At 68.8% G+C, this 16,366-nt stretch carries 14 protein-coding genes; 1 reads left to right on the top strand and 13 read right to left on the bottom strand.

Annotated features, from left to right (window positions below; genetic code table 11):
* Positions 1-103 precede the first annotated feature (103 nt).
* Positions 104-331: a hypothetical protein gene (locus tag EDC22_RS01895; RefSeq protein ID WP_132804899.1), complete on the bottom strand. Its 228-nt coding sequence runs from the start codon at positions 329-331 to the stop codon at positions 104-106.
* Between the two features lie 248 nt (positions 332-579).
* Here EDC22_RS01895 and EDC22_RS01890 point away from each other — a divergent pair, with 248 nt between their 5' ends.
* A complete protein-coding gene (locus tag EDC22_RS01890; protein WP_132804898.1) occupies positions 580-2,403 on the top strand; it encodes an aminopeptidase P family protein in 1,824 nt (607 codons plus the stop codon).
* 50 nt (positions 2,404-2,453) lie between these two features.
* Here EDC22_RS01890 and EDC22_RS01885 read toward each other — a convergent pair whose 3' ends face one another.
* The 12 genes from EDC22_RS01885 to EDC22_RS01830 all read right to left on the bottom strand — a co-directional run bounded on the left by EDC22_RS01885 (position 2,454) and on the right by EDC22_RS01830 (position 16,236).
* On the bottom strand, positions 2,454-2,756 hold the full coding sequence (locus EDC22_RS01885; protein WP_132804897.1) for an AzlD family protein: 303 nt from the start codon (positions 2,754-2,756) through the stop codon (positions 2,454-2,456).
* Positions 2,753-3,430, bottom strand: a complete 678-nt coding sequence (locus EDC22_RS01880) for an AzlC family ABC transporter permease (protein ID WP_165926730.1) — start codon at positions 3,428-3,430, stop codon at positions 2,753-2,755. The genes EDC22_RS01885 and EDC22_RS01880 overlap by 4 nt, the downstream gene beginning before the upstream one ends.
* A gap of 37 nt (positions 3,431-3,467) precedes the next feature.
* Complete coding sequence (locus tag EDC22_RS01875; protein WP_132804895.1) at positions 3,468-4,367, bottom strand: AraC family transcriptional regulator; 900 nt, start codon at positions 4,365-4,367, stop codon at positions 3,468-3,470.
* Between the two features lie 186 nt (positions 4,368-4,553).
* Positions 4,554-4,994, bottom strand: a complete 441-nt coding sequence (locus tag EDC22_RS01870) for a DUF3828 domain-containing protein (protein WP_165926749.1) — start codon at positions 4,992-4,994, stop codon at positions 4,554-4,556.
* A 186-nt stretch (positions 4,995-5,180) separates the two neighbouring features.
* A complete protein-coding gene (gene ligA, locus EDC22_RS01865) occupies positions 5,181-7,310 on the bottom strand; it encodes an NAD-dependent DNA ligase LigA (RefSeq protein ID WP_132804893.1) in 2,130 nt (709 codons plus the stop codon).
* On the bottom strand, positions 7,307-8,977 hold the full coding sequence (gene recN, locus EDC22_RS01860) for a DNA repair protein RecN (protein ID WP_132804892.1): 1,671 nt from the start codon (positions 8,975-8,977) through the stop codon (positions 7,307-7,309). Before recN ends, ligA begins: the two co-directional genes overlap by 4 nt.
* A 7-nt stretch (positions 8,978-8,984) precedes the next feature.
* A complete protein-coding gene (locus EDC22_RS01855; RefSeq protein ID WP_132804891.1) occupies positions 8,985-9,803 on the bottom strand; it encodes an outer membrane protein assembly factor BamD in 819 nt (272 codons plus the stop codon).
* A 184-nt stretch (positions 9,804-9,987) separates the two neighbouring features.
* Positions 9,988-10,932: a UDP-3-O-acyl-N-acetylglucosamine deacetylase gene (gene lpxC / locus EDC22_RS01850; RefSeq protein WP_132804890.1), complete on the bottom strand. Its 945-nt coding sequence runs from the start codon at positions 10,930-10,932 to the stop codon at positions 9,988-9,990.
* A gap of 317 nt (positions 10,933-11,249) precedes the next feature.
* On the bottom strand, positions 11,250-12,965 hold the full coding sequence (gene ftsZ, locus EDC22_RS01845) for a cell division protein FtsZ (protein ID WP_132804889.1): 1,716 nt from the start codon (positions 12,963-12,965) through the stop codon (positions 11,250-11,252).
* A gap of 93 nt (positions 12,966-13,058) precedes the next feature.
* Entirely contained in the window at positions 13,059-14,375 is a 1,317-nt protein-coding gene (ftsA, locus tag EDC22_RS01840; protein ID WP_132804888.1) for a cell division protein FtsA, read from the bottom strand.
* Positions 14,372-15,328 carry a cell division protein FtsQ/DivIB gene (locus EDC22_RS01835; RefSeq protein ID WP_165926748.1) on the bottom strand — a complete coding sequence of 319 codons (957 nt, stop codon included), beginning with the start codon at positions 15,326-15,328 and terminating at the stop codon, positions 14,372-14,374. Before EDC22_RS01835 ends, ftsA begins: the two co-directional genes overlap by 4 nt.
* Positions 15,316-16,236, bottom strand: coding sequence for a D-alanine--D-alanine ligase (locus tag EDC22_RS01830; protein WP_132804886.1), 921 nt, complete (start codon positions 16,234-16,236; stop codon positions 15,316-15,318). Before EDC22_RS01830 ends, EDC22_RS01835 begins: the two co-directional genes overlap by 13 nt.
* Between the last annotated feature and the right edge of the window lie 130 nt (positions 16,237-16,366).

Raw genomic sequence — 16,366 nt, 5'->3', positions numbered from 1 at the left:
GCCCGGGGCAACAGTCAGGGAGGATGAGAAGATTCAGGGAGGATGAGAAACGGCGAACCGGCCTCTTCGCCTCGATGCCGTCCGCAAGCGGCAGGGACTGCCTCTATTCCTGGTCGGCGGCCCCGGAATGCCAGCGGGCCAGTTCCTCGCGGGTGAGCCCTATGGTCTTCAGGGTCTCGTCACTGTGGGTATAGAGCACGGACGCGACGCGGCGCCGAGCCTCGGCCTCGCGCGCGCGGATCATGTGCTGCAGGATGCGCGTGAAGAGACCGCGGCCGGGAGCCCGTGCCGTGCCGACATGGGCCGGCGAGAAAGTGGTGGTGGTCGCCATGTTCGTCTCCGTTGGCTGGTGGTTCCGTCCAACGCCGTTCTGGAGAGAAAGGTAAGCTATGCTGACCTGTTGTGAAGCGCCGTCAGGACATGACTGCCCTGCTTTTCTGCATGCGCAAATTCTGGGCGATGATGCTCGCGTTTCATGCGCCAACACAGAGCAGGCGTCGGATGGCGAGCCGATGGACCGGTCTTGTCCCGACGACTGTGGCGATTGAACACGGATCGGTGAGCGAATAGGAAACGATGATGTTCCAGAGCTTCGACGCAGACGCAGACCCGTCCCGAGGTGCGCAGCGAGTCGCCATGCTGCGCGCTGAGCTGTCGCGCCGTGGCCTCGATGGGTTCATCATCCCCCGCGCCGACGAACACCAGGGCGAATATGTCGCGCCGTCCTCGGAACGGCTGAAATGGCTGACCGGCTTCGGCGGCTCGGCCGGACTTGCGATCGTGCTGAAGCATTGCGCCGCGATCTTCGTAGACGGCCGCTACACCCTGCAGGTCCGCGATCAGGTCGACACAGAGGTCTTCGAGCCACGCCACCTGATCGAGGACGGCTGGGACAAGTGGCTCGAGGAACATCTCTGGGCCGGCGCCCGGCTCGGCTATGACCCGATGCTGCACACGATGGCTGGTGCCCGCCGCCTCGAGCAGATTGCCCGGACGACCGGCGCCGAGATCGTCGCCACGGAGGACAATCCGCTCGACAGGGTGTGGGCCGACCGGCCCGCGCCGCCGCTCGGCCGCGTCCGCATCCACCCAGAGTCGCTGAGCGGGCGCAGCGCGGCCGCCAAGCTCGCCGATATCCGCGCCGCACTCGCCCGCTCACGCGCCGACGCGACCGTGCTGACCCAGCCCGATGCGATCGCCTGGCTGTTCAACATCCGTGGTGGCGATCTGCCGCACACGCCGGTGCCGCTCGCCTTTGCCGTGGTGCCGCTGAGCGACCGTCCGACCCTGCTCATCGACAGTCGCAAGCTCACCGACGAGACGCGCGCCCATGTCGAAGCGATTGCCGACATCGCCGAGCCGCACGAGATGGACGCAGTGCTGGCGACAATCGCCCGGCATGGCGCCAGTGTCAGGCTCGATCCGCAGACCACCGCCCGGCGCATCGCCGACCGGCTCACCACCGCAGGTGCTCGAATCATCGAAGCCGAGGACCCTTGTCTGATCCTCAAGGCGACGAAGACCGAGGCGGAGATCGCCGGCGCCCGGGCGGCGCATCTGCGCGATGGCGTCGCCATGTGCCGGTTCCTGGCCTGGTTCGACCGCGAGGCACCGGGCGGCCGTCTCGACGAGATCGCCGCGGCGACCGAGCTCGAGCGGTTTCGCATGCAGACCGGGCAGCTCGAGGAGATTTCCTTCGACACCATCGCCGGCGCCGGGCCGAATGGCGCCATCGTCCACTACCGGGTCACCACCGCCAGCAATCGGAGGATCGAGCCGGACAGCCTGTTCCTGATCGATTCCGGCGGCCAGTATGTCGACGGCACCACCGATATCACCCGCACCTTGGCCGTCGGCACGCCGAGCGCCGACATGCGGCGGCATTTCACGCTCGTGCTGAAGGGACATATCGCCATCGCCACCGCCCGCTTTCCCGAGGGCACGACCGGTGCCCAGCTCGATACCCTGGCGCGCTATCCGCTCTGGCAGGCCGGGCTCGACTTCGACCATGGCACAGGCCACGGCGTCGGCAGCTTCCTGTCCGTTCACGAAGGGCCGCAGCGCATTGCCAAGGCCGGTCACGCGGTGCTCAAGCCCGGCATGATCATCTCCAACGAGCCGGGCTACTACCGCACGGGGCAGTACGGCATCCGGATCGAGAATCTCGAACTCGTCCGTGAGCCCGAGCAGGTGCCGGGCGGCGAGCGGCGGCTGCTGTCCTTCGAGACGCTGACGCTCGCCCCGATCGACCGCCGACTGGTCGATTGCAGCCTGATGACCCCGGCGGAGATCGCTTGGCTCGACGCCTATCACGCCCGTGTCGCCACCACGATCGGGCCGCTGCTCGAGGGCAAGGACCGCGACTGGCTGATCGCCGCGACACGGCCGCTGGCAAGGGCCTGACCGCCGGCTGGCCACGCTGGCGGAAACGGCCGACGACCTGCCGGCTCGCGCTAACCCAGCACAGCGCGTAGTCCGACCACGGCGCCGACGCCGATCGCCACGCAGACGAGGCGTGGCAGCTTCAGGCTGCAGATGACCGTGATGACCGCAGCAAGGGTCTCGGCCGGGCCTGTCGCGATCGCCATTGGTGCGATGACGGCAGCGAGCACGGCTCCCGGCACCGCTTCAAGCCCCGCCCGCGCCCGCCCCGTCGGCACCACCCGGCGCACTGCGAGCCATCCGCCGATGCGGGTCGCGTAGGTGGCGATCGCCATGGCGAGGATCGCGACGAGCGTCATCGGATCGAGGCTCATTCGCCTGCCTCCGCGGCGGCCATCGCGATCCGCGGCGAGAACAGCGCGCCGGCCAGCGCACCGGCGATGCCGCCGGCGGCGATGTACCAGGGGCCGTCGACGGTGAGGTAGACCAGCGAGGCGGTTGCGGCGCTGGCGGCGATGGCAATCCCGGTGGAGGGGCCACGCCACAGCCCGACGATGATCGTCAGGAACATCGCGGTGAAGGCGAAGTCGAAGCCGAACGCAGCCGGATCGGTGAACACCGCGCCGAGCGCGGCGCCGAGCCCGGTCCAGCCGACCCAGTTGAGATAGAGCGGGACGGCGACGCCCAGCCAGTAGGCGAACGCGATCGGCCGCTCGCCCGATCTGCGCTCGCACAAGGCCCAGACCTCGTCGGCCATCAGGAACAGGGCGAGATAGCTCGCGCCGGAGCGGAAATGCGCGATCTTCGGCGCGATCGAGGCACCCATCAGCAGATGGCGGGAGTTGATCATCAGCGCCGAGACGGCGACCATCAGCCAGGGCGCCGGATCGGCCCAGATATCGAGGGCGACGAACTGCGAGGCCCCGGCGAACACCAGCCCTGACATCAGCACGACCTCTGGCACCGACAGGCCCTTCTGATGCGCCAGAGCGCCGAGCAGCAGGGCGAACGGCACGACGGCGACGCAGGCGGGAACGACAGCGATCACCCCGTCGCGGAATTCTGTTTGGAGATGCGTTCGGCGATCAGGCTGCACGGGCAGCGGCCTCGCCCCTGACCTCGACACGGAAGCGCCCCGGCGTGGTGCCGACGCGCGCCTTGAACGCGCGGGTGAGATGACTCTGGTCGGCAAAGCCGCAGGCCTGTGCAACATCCGCCGGCGCGATACCCTCGCCGAGCAGGCGCCGCGCGCGGCGCACGCGCAGGTCGGTCAGCCAGGCGTGCGGCGTCAGTCCGGTTTCCTTGCGAAACGCGCGGATCAGATGGAAGCGGCTGAGGCCCGCCACGGCCGCGACGCTGGCGAGGTCCACGTCCTCGGCCATATGCGCCTCGAGCCAGGCCTTCGCCCGCGCCACCGGCCCCGGCTCACGGCCGAGCCGCGCCGGCCCGCCGATGTCGGCATGCCTGATGAGCGCGATGCCGAGCATCGCCACGTAGCGCTGGTCACCGGCGAGCATGTCCTCGCCCGCAAGCGCCGTGTGGGCGGCGACGAACAGCGCCGCCATCTCCGGATCGTAGATGTCGGGCGCCCGGAAGAACGGCGTCGCGGTGACCTTGCGCCCGGTCACTTCCTCGGCGACGGCGCGCACCATCCCGACCGCCGGATAGGTCATCCGGTAGGCATAGCCCTCGCCATAGGGTTCGCCGTCGTGCACCTCGCCCGGATTGATCACGCAGAACGAGCCCGGTCCGGCGAAGCGCCGCGCACCGCGCACGACGAAGGTCTCGCACCCCGAGACGATGGTGCCGATGACGTAGGTCTCGTGGGTGTGCGGCACGTAGCGATGCGTGGTGAAGCGTGCCGCCAGGCACTCCATTCCCTCGCCTGCCCCCAGGCCGCGGCTGCGCGCACGCCAGAAATCGGCACGCTCACCTTCGGTGAGGCCGCCCAGCGACAGCGCCCTTTCCTGTTCGATCGTCTCCATCGCCCCGGACCTTAGCAGCCGCCGGCCATTGCGTCTTGAACGGGATTGCTGCCGCCGCGGCAAGGCATCAGGGCAAGCGAGGTCGGCCCGAAGCTGCCCGGCAGGATGGTGCGGCAGCAGCCGGCCCGGTCCGGCCCTGTCCGGAATCGACGGCGGAATGCCGCCGGCCTTGCCGCTGCGCTGCCGCTAGCGTGACAGCAGCTCCGACAGCGCCCAGGGATATTCCCCGTCCGGCGACGACACCTCGTCGATCTTCCAGGCGCCGTCTTCCCGGACGAAGCCGTAGACGATGCGCTTCGGCTCGCCGAAGTTGCGGAACCGCGCCTCGACCGTGGCCCGGTCGCCCGACACCGCGGCCCTGCCGATCTCGACGTCGGACAGGTCGAAATCCTGGCCGTCGACAAAGATGTCGAAATCGAGGAGACCGATGCCGTCGGTCTCGGCACGCTCGTAGTCCTTCTCCAAGAGCGGCCGCAGCCGTGCCGAGAACATCGCGCGCGGACCGGGATCGGACGGCCACAGCCCGATCTGACCGGGGCCGGAATAGGTGTCGTAAATATCCTTGACGATCGTCTCGGGGCCGGATTGCGCCATCACTGGCAGGGCGTTGAGATAGAAAAGGATCACGACAATAAGTCGGAAGGGTTGCATGCCACATCCCCGCTCGCAGGTTGCGCCACCAGCGGGCGGACTTTGGCATATCCCGCATCCGGACGGAACGGCACCGAGTGCAGCGCGGTCAATGGTCCGTGAGAGCCGTCGCGACAAGTGTCGGTCGGCCGTCAACCCGGCGTTCAGAAGCCGGCAGAGGCTCTATCCCTGCCCGACCCGTGCGAACCACTGGTCCTCGTCGATCACCTCGATGCCGAGCTCCACCGCCTTCTTCAGCTTCGAACCCGCGCCCGGGCCGGCGACCACCAGATCGGTCTTCGACGATACCGATCCGGCCACCTTGGCGCCGAGCCGCTCAGCCATCGCCTTGGCCTCGTCGCGAGTCATCCGCTCGAGCGCGCCGGTGAAGACGACGGTCTTGCCGGCGACCGGCGAGTCGACGCTGCCGGCCTGAGCCGCGGGTTTCGGCCTCACCTCGGCGAGCAGGGCGTCGATCGCCGCCTCGTTGTGCGGCTCGCCGAAGAACTGCACCAGCGCCTCGGCGACCGTCTCGCCGATCCCGTCGATCGCCAGAAGGTCCTGCCAGGCCTCCGACTCCGGGCCCGCACCGGCCGCCTTCATGGCGGTACGGAATGCCTCGAACGTGCCGTAGTGACGGGCAAGCAGCTTCGCATTCGTCTCCCCGACATGGCGGATGCCGAGCGCATAGATGAACCTGTGGAGGTCGATCTCGCGCCGTGCGTCGATCGCCGCGAACAGCTTGGCGGCCGAGGTCGGGCCCCAGCCCTCGCGATCCGCGATCTTCGTTTCGGCCTGCGCGTCGCGGGCCTTGAGCGTGAAGATGTCGGCCGGTGTGCGGATCAGCCCGTCGGCAAAGAACGCGGCGATCTGCTTCTCGCCGAGCCCCTCGATGTCGAAGGCGTTGCGCGAGACGAAATGGCGCAGCTTCTCGACCGCCTGCGCCGGACAGACGAGCCCGCCGGTGCAGCGGCGCACTGCATCCTCCCTGCCCGTGCGGGGATTGACCTCGCGCACCGCATGGCTGCCGCAGGCCGGACAGGTGGTCGGGAAGACGAAGGGCACCGCCCATTCGGGTCGCTTCTCGAGGACGACGCTGAGGATCTGCGGGATGACGTCGCCAGCCCGCTGCACGATCACCGTATCGCCGATGCGCACATCCTTGCGCGCGATCTCGTCCTCGTTGTGCAATGTCGCATTGCGCACCACGACGCCGCCGACCGTTACCGGCTTGAGCTTGGCCACCGGGGTGAGCGCCCCGGTGCGGCCGACCTGGATCTCGATGTCCTCGAGCACGGTCATCGCCTTCTGGGCCGGGAACTTGTGGGCGATCGCCCAGCGCGGCGAGCGCGACCGGAAGCCGAGCCGGCGCTGCCAGTCGAGCCGGTCGACCTTGTAGACGACGCCATCGATGTCGTAGCCGAGGCGGGCCCTGTCGGCCTCGATCTGCCGGTAGAACGCCATGATCTCCGGGACCGAGCGGACGCGCCGCATCAGCGGGTTGGTGGGCAGGCCCCACGACCGGAACGCCTCGTAGACCCCCCACTGGGTGTCGGAGGGCAGCCTGTCCGCCTCGCCCCAGGCATAGGCGAAGAAGCGCAACGGCCGTGCGGCAGTGATCTTCGGATCGAGCTGACGCAGCGAACCGGCAGCCGCGTTGCGCGGATTGGCGAACAATTGCCCACCCTCGGCCTCCTGGCGGGCATTCAGCGCCTCGAAGTCGGCATGGCTCATGTAGACCTCGCCGCGCACCTCGAACACCGCGCCGAAGCCATCGCCCGTCAGCCGCTTCGGTACGTCGGCGATCGTCGCGGCATTGGCGGTGACGTCTTCGCCCTCCTCGCCGTCGCCGCGCGTCGCCGCCTGCACGAAGCGGCCGTTCTCGTAGCGCAGCGCGATCGACAGCCCGTCGATCTTCGGCTCGGCGGTGAACAGGATCTCGGTCTCGGCCGGCAGGTTGAGGAAGCTGCGCACCCGCTCGACGAAGGCCGCCACGTCGTCCTCGTCGAAGGCATTGTCGAGGGACAGCATCGGCACCTTGTGCCGCACCTTGGCGAACTTCTCCGACGGCGCGGCGCCGATCCTGAGGCTTGGCGAATCCGGCCTTACGAGATCGGGAAATGCGGCTTCGATGGCGGCGTTGCGCTGCCTCAGCGCATCATACTCGGCATCGGAGATGATCGGCGCGTCTTCCTGGTAGTAGCGACGGTCGTGCGCGGCGATCTCGTGCGCCAACTGCTCCAGCTCGGCGGCGGCCTCCTCGCGGCTGAGTTCGGCGACGGGCTTGCCCCGGTTCTGGGCAGGCACGCTCATGTCCGCATACCCTCCAGCAGCCTCCCCGCCGCCGCCCGCGCCTCGTCGGTCACGGTCGCGCCGGCAAGCATTCGGGCAATCTCCTCGCGCCGCCGCCCCGGATCGAGAGGGTCGACGCGGGTCACGACATCGCCGCCCTTCACCGGCTCCTTGCGGATCAGCAGGTGGCTCGTGGCGCGCGCCGCGACCTGCGGGGCATGCGTCACGGTCAGCACCTGCACCTTCTCGGCCAGACGCCTGAGCCGGACACCGATCGCATCCGACACCGCCCCGCCGACCGCGGTGTCGATCTCGTCGAAGACCAGCGTCGGGGCGCTGCCCTTCTCCGCAAGCGCCACCTTGAGCGCCAGCAGGAATCGCGACAGCTCGCCGCCGGAGGCGACCTTCAGTATCGGACCGGCATGGCTGCCGGGATTGGTCTGTACCCAGAATTCGACCCTGTCGCGGCCCTCGGGTCCGCCCTGGCCGTCGGCCGTCTCGATCCGCGTCTCGAAGCGGGCGCGCTCGAGCTTCAGCGCAGGCAGCTCGGCCATGACGGCGCGGTCGAGCGCCTTCGCCGCCTTGATGCGCTTCTGGCTGATGAGCGTCGCGGCGCGATCATAGGCCGCAGCGGCTTCGGCCGCAGCCGTCTCCAGGGCCGCCACCCGCTCGCCGCCGAGCTCGAGCGCGGCGAGACGGCCGGCGATCTGCTCGCGCAGAGCCGAAAGCCCGTCGACGGGGACCTGGTGCTTGCGAGCGGCCGCCCGCAAGGCGAACAGCCGCTCTTCCGTCGCCTCCAGCTCACGCGGATCGAAGGCGATCTCTGCGAGTGCCCGGTCCACCGCGAGGCGCGCGTCCTCGAGTGCGTTGAGGCTCGCCTCCAGCCCGGCCACGGTCGGACCAAGCAGCGCCGGAAACTGAGCCGCGCGTCGCTCCAGCCGCCTGAGCGCCGCCGACAGAAGCGGCACCGCCGAGGTGCTGCCGCCGAGCGACTGGGCCGCCTCCGACAGTTCCTCGGCGAGCTTTTCCGACTGCATCATCACCTGGCGGCGGTCGGCAAGATGCGCCTCCTCGCCCGGCTGCGGCGCCAGCGCGTCGAGTTCTTCGAGCGCATGGGCGAGATAATCCCGGTCGCGCGCCGCCGCCTCGTGCTCGGCCTGCGCCGCGGCAAGCTCGGCCTCGGCGCGGCGGCGCCTCTCCCAAAGACCGCCGAGCGCGGCAACATCGGCCTCCAGCCCGCCGAAGCTGTCGAGCAGGCGCCGGTGCACGGCCGGATCGACCAGCGCCCGGTCGTCGTGTTGACCGTGGATCTCGACCAGCAGGGCGCCGAGCGTCCTGAGAAGCTGGACGCTGGCCGGCTGATCGTTGACATAGGCACGGGTTCTGCCGTCAGCAGTCTGGATCCGTCTGAGCACCAGCTCTCCGTCGCTGTCGAGCCCCTGCGCGCGCAACACCTCGAAAGCGGGATGGCCGGGTGGCAGGTCGAACGCCGCAACCACCTGTCCCTGCTCGGCACCGCGCCGCACCAGCGACGCGTCGCCCCGCCCACCCAGCGCCAGCGACAGCGAATCGAGCAGGATCGACTTGCCTGCGCCGGTCTCGCCGGTCAACGCGCTCAGTCCCGGCCCGAACGCGATCTCCAGCCGATCGATGATGACGATGTCGCGGATCGACAGGGCGGCGAGCATCGCCGGTTCACAGCGTGCCCGTGGTCCTGCGCCAGACCCGGCTCAGCCAGGACTCCTTGTTCTCGTTCGGCGAATAGCCGCCAGTGGCGAGCAGGGCATAGGAATCCTTGTACCATTCGCTGTCGGGATAGTTGTGACCGAGAATGGCGGCCGCCGTCTGTGCTTCCGAGACGAGGCCCAGCGCATAGTACGCTTCGGTCAGCCGCAGCAGCGCCTCCTCCACGTGCCGCGTCGTCTGGTAGTCGGTGACGACGGTGCGGAAGCGGTTGATGGCGGCCAGATAGCGGCCCTGGCCGAGATAGTAGCGGCCGACCTCCATCTCCTTTCCGGCAAGCTGGTCGCGGGCGACTTCCAGCTTCTGCCGGGCCTCGGCGGCATATTCGGACTGCGGATACTTCTCGAGCAGTTCGCGGTAGGCGATCGCAGCCTTCTCCGACCGCTCCTGGTCGCGGCCGATGTCGGGGATCTGCGCGTAATAGGATTCGGCGATCAGATATTGCGCGTAGGCGGCATCATCACTGCCGGGATAGAGGGTCACGTAGCGCTGAGCCGAGCGAATCGCCTCCGCATAACGCCGCGCCTCGAAGTTGGAATAGGCCGACATGATCAGCGCCCGCCGCGCCCATTCCGAATAGGGATGCGTCGTCTCGACCTCGTCGAACTTCTTGGCCGCGGCGACGAAGGATCCCGAATTCGCCAGCAGCAGACCCTCATTGTAGAGCGTCTCCGCGGGTTCCTCCTGGATGACCGCGAACTCGTCCTCGTCCTTGGAGAACAGCGTCTTGCAGGCGCCGAGCGACAGGCCGACGGCGAGGAGCACCGTCATCCGAAGCGCCGTGCGCGCGTATCCACCGGTCTTACGCAAACCCTGACTCGCTTCCGATTGCGTGCTGCCACAACCCGAGGCCGGACCCCGGCCACGGCCGCGGACTTTACCCCAAGGCGGGCATCCAGGCCAGTTCAGCTCGCCTCGAAATCGAGCGAATTCATGGCGCCGCCGCGGCGCGACATCAGGCGACGTCCGCGCCGTAGACGGCGGCCGGCAGCAATGCCTCGACATCGGCCTGGACGGCCTCCCGCCGGACCGGCATCTCCACCCATTCCCAGGCACTATCGCGCGACAACAGCGCCTCGACGATGGCGCAGTTCAGCTTGTGGCCGCCGCGATAGGAGCGGTAGAGACCGAGGATCGGACCGCCGGCCAACGTCAGGTCACCGATCGCATCGAGCGCCTTGTGGCGGACGAACTCGTCGGCGAAGCGCAAGCCCTCGGGATTGATCACGACACCGTCGCCGATCACCACCGTGTTGTCCAGCGAGGCGCCAAGCGCATACCCATTCGCCCAGAGCTGCTCGACGCTGTCGACGAAGCCGAAGGTGCGTGCGCGGGCCAACTCGCGGCGGAAATCGCCGGAGTCGAGATCGAAGACATAGGCCTGACGCCCGATGATGGTGTCTGCGAAGTCGATCTCGACCTCGAAACGCCGCCCGTTGAACGGCAACAGCTCGCCGACCGACTCGCCCATCGCCACGCGCACCGGCTCCAGCACGCGGATGTAGCGCCGGCGGGCCGGCTGGCGGCGCAGCCCGACCTGGGCGATCGCCTCGACGAAGGCCTCGGCGCTGCCATCCATGATCGGCACCTCGTGCCCGTCCACTTCGACCAGCACGTTGTCAATGCCCATGCCGCTGATGGTGGCGAGCAGATGCTCTACGGTGGCGATGGATCCGGCCTCGTCACTGCCGAGAACCGTGCTGAGCGACGTGGCCACCACCCAGCGATGCGACGCCGGAACCTCGATGTCGCACACGGAGCTGTCCGAATTCTTCAGGAAGATGATGCCGGTGTCCGGTTCGGCCGGATGCAGCGTGATCGACGAGGGCGTACCGCTATGCACCCCCACTCCGCTCAGCGAAACGCGATCCCCTATCGTCGTCTGCGAGTGCGCCTGCATCTGTTCCGAGCTTCCCTTGGCCGCACCGTCGCGATCCCCATCGCTACGGCAGGCCTGCGTCCATCCGAACGATCCGACATGCACGACCGGCCCCTGCGCCAAGCGCCGCTCGGACGCCTGGCCGGTTCGGGACATGATCGGAAACCTGTTCGCTGGACCCCCGATGTCCACGGGGATTATTAGCGGCGGCGCACAACGTGGCCAAATCACGGTTTTTTACGCACTGTTACGGTTACACGAAGCTTTCGGCCGATACGCTGGCCGGCGTTCCCGGGGCGCCGTTCGCCCCGGGAACAGGGCGGTCGGACCGCCTCGCGTCAGTTCGCCTGACGGCGCAGAAACGCAGGAATTTCATACTGATCGTCGTCGAGTGCGGCCGGCCGCCGCGGCGCGGCGGCAACCTGCGGCGCATGCCGCGGCTGCTGCCCCTCCGGCGCGGCCGGTCGGGCCGGACGGCGCGCATAGTCCGACATCGCCGGTTCAACCTGGCGTGGCGGCGCCACCGGCTGCGCGGCGAGCGACGAATCGTCGGCTTCGTCGCGCCGGCTCAGACCCGAGGCGATTCGCTGCAACAGTCCCGGACGGCGGGTCTCCTGCGGCGCGGCCGACTCGGCTGCGGCCTTGGCGCGCATCTCGTTCTGGGCGATCAGCGGGAAATCCTCGATGCGCGGCATCCGCGGCTGGCGGCGCTCCGGCTGCTCGGCCACCGGCGGAACGAATTCGCTCTCCAGGTGAGGCGCCGACTCGGGTGCCGCCGCCTGCATCGGCGCCGGGATCGGCGGGGCGGCGGGCGGCTCCATGCGGCTCAGCTGCACGCCGCCGGGATGGTTGGCGGGAGTACGGGCGGCGACCGGCTGCGGCGCCGGCGGCTGTACCGGGGGAACCTGCGGCATGGAGCGGATTTCGGTCGCCGGCTGCGGCGCGACCGCCGCAGCGACTGCCGCCACTGCTTCGGGGGCTGGCGTCGCCACCGGCACCTCGGCGGGCCTGCGCACGGTGGTGCGTTCCTTCAGACGCTGGGTGAGCTCGCTGATCGAGGCCTCGGCAGCGCGCTCGGCGACCGAAGCCGACTGGTCGATGCCGGTTGCCACCACCGAAACCCGGATGATGCCCTCGAGGCTTTCGTCGAAGGTGGCCCCGAGGATGATGTTGGCGTCGGGATCGACCTCCTCGCGGATACGGGTGGCCGCCTCGTCGACCTCGAACAGGGTAAGGTCGTTGCCGCCGGTGATCGAGATCAGCAGACCGCGCGCACCCCGCATCGAAGTCTCGTCGAGTAGCGGATTGGCGATCGCGGCCTCGGCCGCCTGGATCGCGCGCTTGTCGCCGGTCGCCTCGCCGGTGCCCATCATCGCCTTGCCCATCGAACGCATCACCGCCCGCACGTCGGCGAAGTCGAGGTTGATCAGGCCCTCCTTGACCATCAGGTCGGTGATGCAGGCGACGCCCGAATACAGCACCTGGTCGGCCATTGCGAAGGCTTCGGCGAAGGTCGTCTTCTCGTTGGCGATGCGGAACAGGTTCTGGTTCGGAATGACGATCAGGGTGTCCACCTGCTTCTGCAGCGCCTCGATGCCCGCTTCGGCAACGCGCATGCGGCGCCTGCCCTCGAAGTCGAAGGGCTTGGTGACCACACCGACCGTAAGGATGCCGTGCTCGCGGGCCGCCTGGGCGATGACCGGAGCCGCGCCGGTGCCGGTGCCGCCGCCCATGCCGGCGGTGATGAAGACCATGTGCGATCCGGACAGATGGTCGTTGATCTCGTCGATGCATTCCTCCGCAGCGGCGCGGCCGACCTCGGGCTGCGACCCGGCGCCGAGCCCCTCGGTGATGGCGACGCCCATCTGGATGATGCGTTCGGCCGACGACATCGTCAGCGCCTGGGCGTCGGTGTTGGCCACCACGAAGTCGACGCCCTTGAGACCGGAGTCGATCATGTTGTTCACGGCATTGCCGCCGGCGCCGCCGACGCCGAACACGGTAATCTTGGGTTTCAGCTCGGTCAGATCCGGCATCTTGAGGTTGATCGTCATGGCAGCACCCTCGCGTCCTCTGTACTCGTCCCGTTGCGCCCGTCGCGGGCATCCTGTCCCAGTCCGGCCGCCCCCCCTGCGGCCTCTGACCCCTTAGAAGCTGTCGCGTATCCAGTTGCCGACACGCGCCAGATAGCCGCCGCCCGGCCGCACCACGCGCGGCCGCGACTGATGGCTTTCGATCGCCGCAAGCTGCGGATAGACCAAAAGCCCGACCGAGGTGGCAAAGGCCGGGCTGCGGCCCGACTCGGGCAGTCCGTCGACGCCGAGCGGGCGCCCGATCCGCACCTTGTAGCCGAGGATGCGCTCGGCCAGGTCGACGAGGCCCGGCAGCTGGCTCGCGCCTCCGGTCAGCACCGCGCGACGGCCGGCGAGCGCGCTGAACGGCGTTGCCGCCAGCCTGTCGCGCACCAGTTCGAGGATTTCCTCGACCCGCGGCCGGATGATTTCGGTCACCTGGCTGCGCGGCACATGGTTGGTGCCGGCGTGGTCGCGCTCGCCAACCAGCGGCACCGAAATCGTGTCGCGATGATCCGATCCCGCACCGATGGCGCTGCCGTAGAGCGTCTTGATCCGCTCCGCCGCCTCCATCGAGGTCGACAGGCCGCGGGCGAGGTCCATGGTGACATGATGGCCGCCCAGCGCCACCGCATCGGCGCAGACGAAGCGGCCATAGGCGAACACGCCGAAGGTGGTGGTGCCGCCGCCGAGATCGATGCAGGCGGACCCGAGTTCCAGCTCGTCGTCGACGAGGGCCGCAAGTCCGGAGGCGTAGGGGCTTGCCACCACCGCCTCGACTGCCAGGTGGCTGCGCTCGACGCACAGCACGAGATTGCGCACCGGCGCCGCCTGGGCGGTCACGACATGCATGTCGATGCCGAGCCGGCCGCCGACCATGCCGCGCGGATCGCGGATGCCGCCCGCCTCGTCGAGCGAGAAGGCGATCGGCAGCGAATGCAGCGCCACCTGGTCGCGCTGCACGGTGTGGGTGCGCCCGGCCTCGAGCACCCGGCCGATGTCGCCGTCGGTCACCGATTCGCCGATGACCTCGACGCTTGCCGAGAAATGTTCGCTGGCCAGGCGCCCGGCCGACACGTTGACGATGACGCTCTCGACCGTGACGCCAGCCATCCGTTCGGCCGCGTCGACGGCCATCCGGATCGAGCGCTCGGCCGACTCCATGTCGACGATGGCGCCGCGCTTCACGCCGACGGCACGTTGATGGCCAACACCGACCACCTCGATGGCGTGGCTGCGGCCGGTGTGCTCGACCGCCTGGCGCTGCGGCCGCAGTCGGGCAATGAGGCAGCAGATCTTGGTCGAGCCGATGTCGAGTACGGCGACCGTCTGCGACCGTCCGGGCGGAACCGGCCGGGCCCTCGGAAGCCAGTCGCTTGTGCGGGCGCTCATGTGTTCGACTCCCGCCGCTTCTGAACATCCTTCGACTTCAATGCCGCCTTGCGCTGCATCGCCGCCTGTTCGGACAGGCGAACCACCAGGCGGTCGGCGAGCCGGAGGTCTACGGCGATGATGTCCCGGGCCAGCAGACCCTGCTGCCTGTCGATGTCGGCCAGCCCGGCGAGCGCCTCCTCGACACCGGTTTCCGGCAGGCGGATCTCGATGCCATTGTCGAGCAGCAGGTTCCACCGCCGGTCGGCGACCCGCACGGCGGCTCGGAACCGGGCGGCGAGTCCGGGATGGCGGTTGACCATATCGATCAGCGCTTCGGCCTGACGGTTGGCGCCGTAGCCCACGACGAGCGGCAGGCCGGCAAAGCGCTCCTCGGTCAGCGGCGCGATGACCTTGCCCTCACGGTCGATCAGCGAGACGATCCCGCCGATCTGCCACAGGGCGAACGGCTCGCGCTCGGCGAGGTCGATGACCAGCGTGCCCGGAAACAGCTTCTGGACGGAGGCATCCTTGATCCAGGTGATCTCGCCGAGTCGGCGTCTCGCCCAGTGCGGATCGAACACCAGCAGCGACGTAGATTCGCCGATCTCGAGCGCGCGCAGCACGTCGCGCTCGTTGACCTCCTTCTGGCCGGTGATCACCACCGAACTGATGGCGAAGCCGCTGCGTGCGGTCAGGTAGTCCACTGCCACGAAGACGCCGTGGCGAACGGCGCTGACATGATCGCCGAGAACGGTGCCGTAAACGCCGGTCGCCAGCAGGAACGCCGCTGCCCCCCAAACGCCCGACCGGGCGGGCGGCCGCCAGCCGCCGAGCCGCGCAGCGAGCCGCCCCAGCGGCGAGATCCAGCGGCGCCGTCGCGGCAGGTTCGCATAGACGATTGTGCGGCGGCCGCCCTGCGACCCCGCTCCACCGTCCGAAATCCGCCGCAGGCCACCGCCTAGCGATTGCAAGATGCGTCCTCCACCATCCATCGCACGAGATCGCCGAAGGAATGACCGGCATGTGCCGCCATTTCCGGAACCAGCGAGGTCTCGGTCATCCCCGGTTGCGTGTTGACTTCAAGGCACACCAGACCCGTCACCCCGTCGGCGCGGTCGTCGTACCGGAAATCCGCTCGACTCACTCCGCGACAGCCGAGCGCTTGATGCGCCCTCAGCGCCAGCTTCTGCACCTCTTGGTAAATTTTCGGTTTAATTCTGGCTGGCAGGATGTGGATCGATCCGCCGGGGGCATATTTGGCGTCGTAGTCATAGAAGCCCTGCGCCGGAACGATGTCGATGACGCCCAGCGCGACATCGCCCATCACCGCACAGGTGAGCTCCTTGCCCGGTACATAGCGCTCCACCAGCACGTGATCGCCATAGGCCCAATCCTCGGCATAGAGCTCCTGTGGCGGGTGCTCCTGGTCCTCGCGAACGATGAACACGCCGACGCTGGAGCCCTGTGCCTCGGGCTTGATCACGTAAGGCGGCGGAAGGACGTGGCTCTCGGCGGCGCGCAGCCGGTGGACCACCTTGCCCTCCGCGATCGGAATCCCGGCCGCCTTGAACACCATCCGCGACTTTTCCTTGTGCATGGCCAGCGCCGAGGCGAGCACGCCCGAATGGGTGTAGGGCAGCCCCATGATCTCGAGCATTCCCTGCACCGTGCCATCCTCACCATAGGGACCATGCAGCGCGTTGAAGACGACGTCGGGTCTGACCTCCGCAAGCCGCGCGGCGAGGTCGCGGCCGACGTCGATGCGCGTGACCCGGTAGCCCTCGGCCTCGAGCGCGTCGGCGCAGGCCTTGCCCGAGGCAAGGCTGACCTGCCGCTCGGCCGACCACCCTCCCATCAGAACCGCAACATGCTTTGCCATGTCCCTCGTCCCCCGATTGCCGATCCGGCGTCGGCGCCCCGCCGGGTTGCTCACGCGCACCGCTCGATGACGCGCCCCCCGCCCCGGCAGGGAGGGGCGAGCACGAGGCCCCGCCGCGCGGCCGCCGGCG

Origin of the sequence: Tepidamorphus gemmatus, assembly GCF_004346195.1 — a bacterium.
Lineage (GTDB): Bacteria > Pseudomonadota > Alphaproteobacteria > Rhizobiales > Tepidamorphaceae > Tepidamorphus > Tepidamorphus gemmatus.
Note: the sequence above shows the minus strand (reverse complement) of the source record. Positions and strands in the feature narration are given on the sequence as shown.

Bases quoted from the DNA above. Each gene is read 5' to 3' on its own strand.
- ftsZ (WP_132804889.1), bottom strand. From the start codon at position 12,965: ATGACGATCAACCTCAAGATGCCGGATCTGACCGAGCTGAAACCCAAG.
- lpxC (WP_132804890.1), bottom strand. From the start codon at position 10,932: ATGCAGGCGCACTCGCAGACGACGATAGGGGATCGCGTTTCGCTGAGC.
- EDC22_RS01830 (WP_132804886.1), bottom strand. From the start codon at position 16,236: ATGGCAAAGCATGTTGCGGTTCTGATGGGAGGGTGGTCGGCCGAGCGG.
- ftsA (WP_132804888.1), bottom strand. From the start codon at position 14,375: ATGAGCGCCCGCACAAGCGACTGGCTTCCGAGGGCCCGGCCGGTTCCG.
- EDC22_RS01885 (WP_132804897.1), bottom strand. From the start codon at position 2,756: ATGAGCCTCGATCCGATGACGCTCGTCGCGATCCTCGCCATGGCGATC.
- EDC22_RS01855 (WP_132804891.1), bottom strand. From the start codon at position 9,803: ATGACGGTGCTCCTCGCCGTCGGCCTGTCGCTCGGCGCCTGCAAGACG.
- EDC22_RS01875 (WP_132804895.1), bottom strand. From the start codon at position 4,367: ATGGAGACGATCGAACAGGAAAGGGCGCTGTCGCTGGGCGGCCTCACC.
- EDC22_RS01895 (WP_132804899.1), bottom strand. From the start codon at position 331: ATGGCGACCACCACCACTTTCTCGCCGGCCCATGTCGGCACGGCACGG.
- ligA (WP_132804893.1), bottom strand. From the start codon at position 7,310: ATGAGCGTGCCTGCCCAGAACCGGGGCAAGCCCGTCGCCGAACTCAGC.
- EDC22_RS01890 (WP_132804898.1), top strand. From the start codon at position 580: ATGTTCCAGAGCTTCGACGCAGACGCAGACCCGTCCCGAGGTGCGCAG.
- recN (WP_132804892.1), bottom strand. From the start codon at position 8,977: ATGCTCGCCGCCCTGTCGATCCGCGACATCGTCATCATCGATCGGCTG.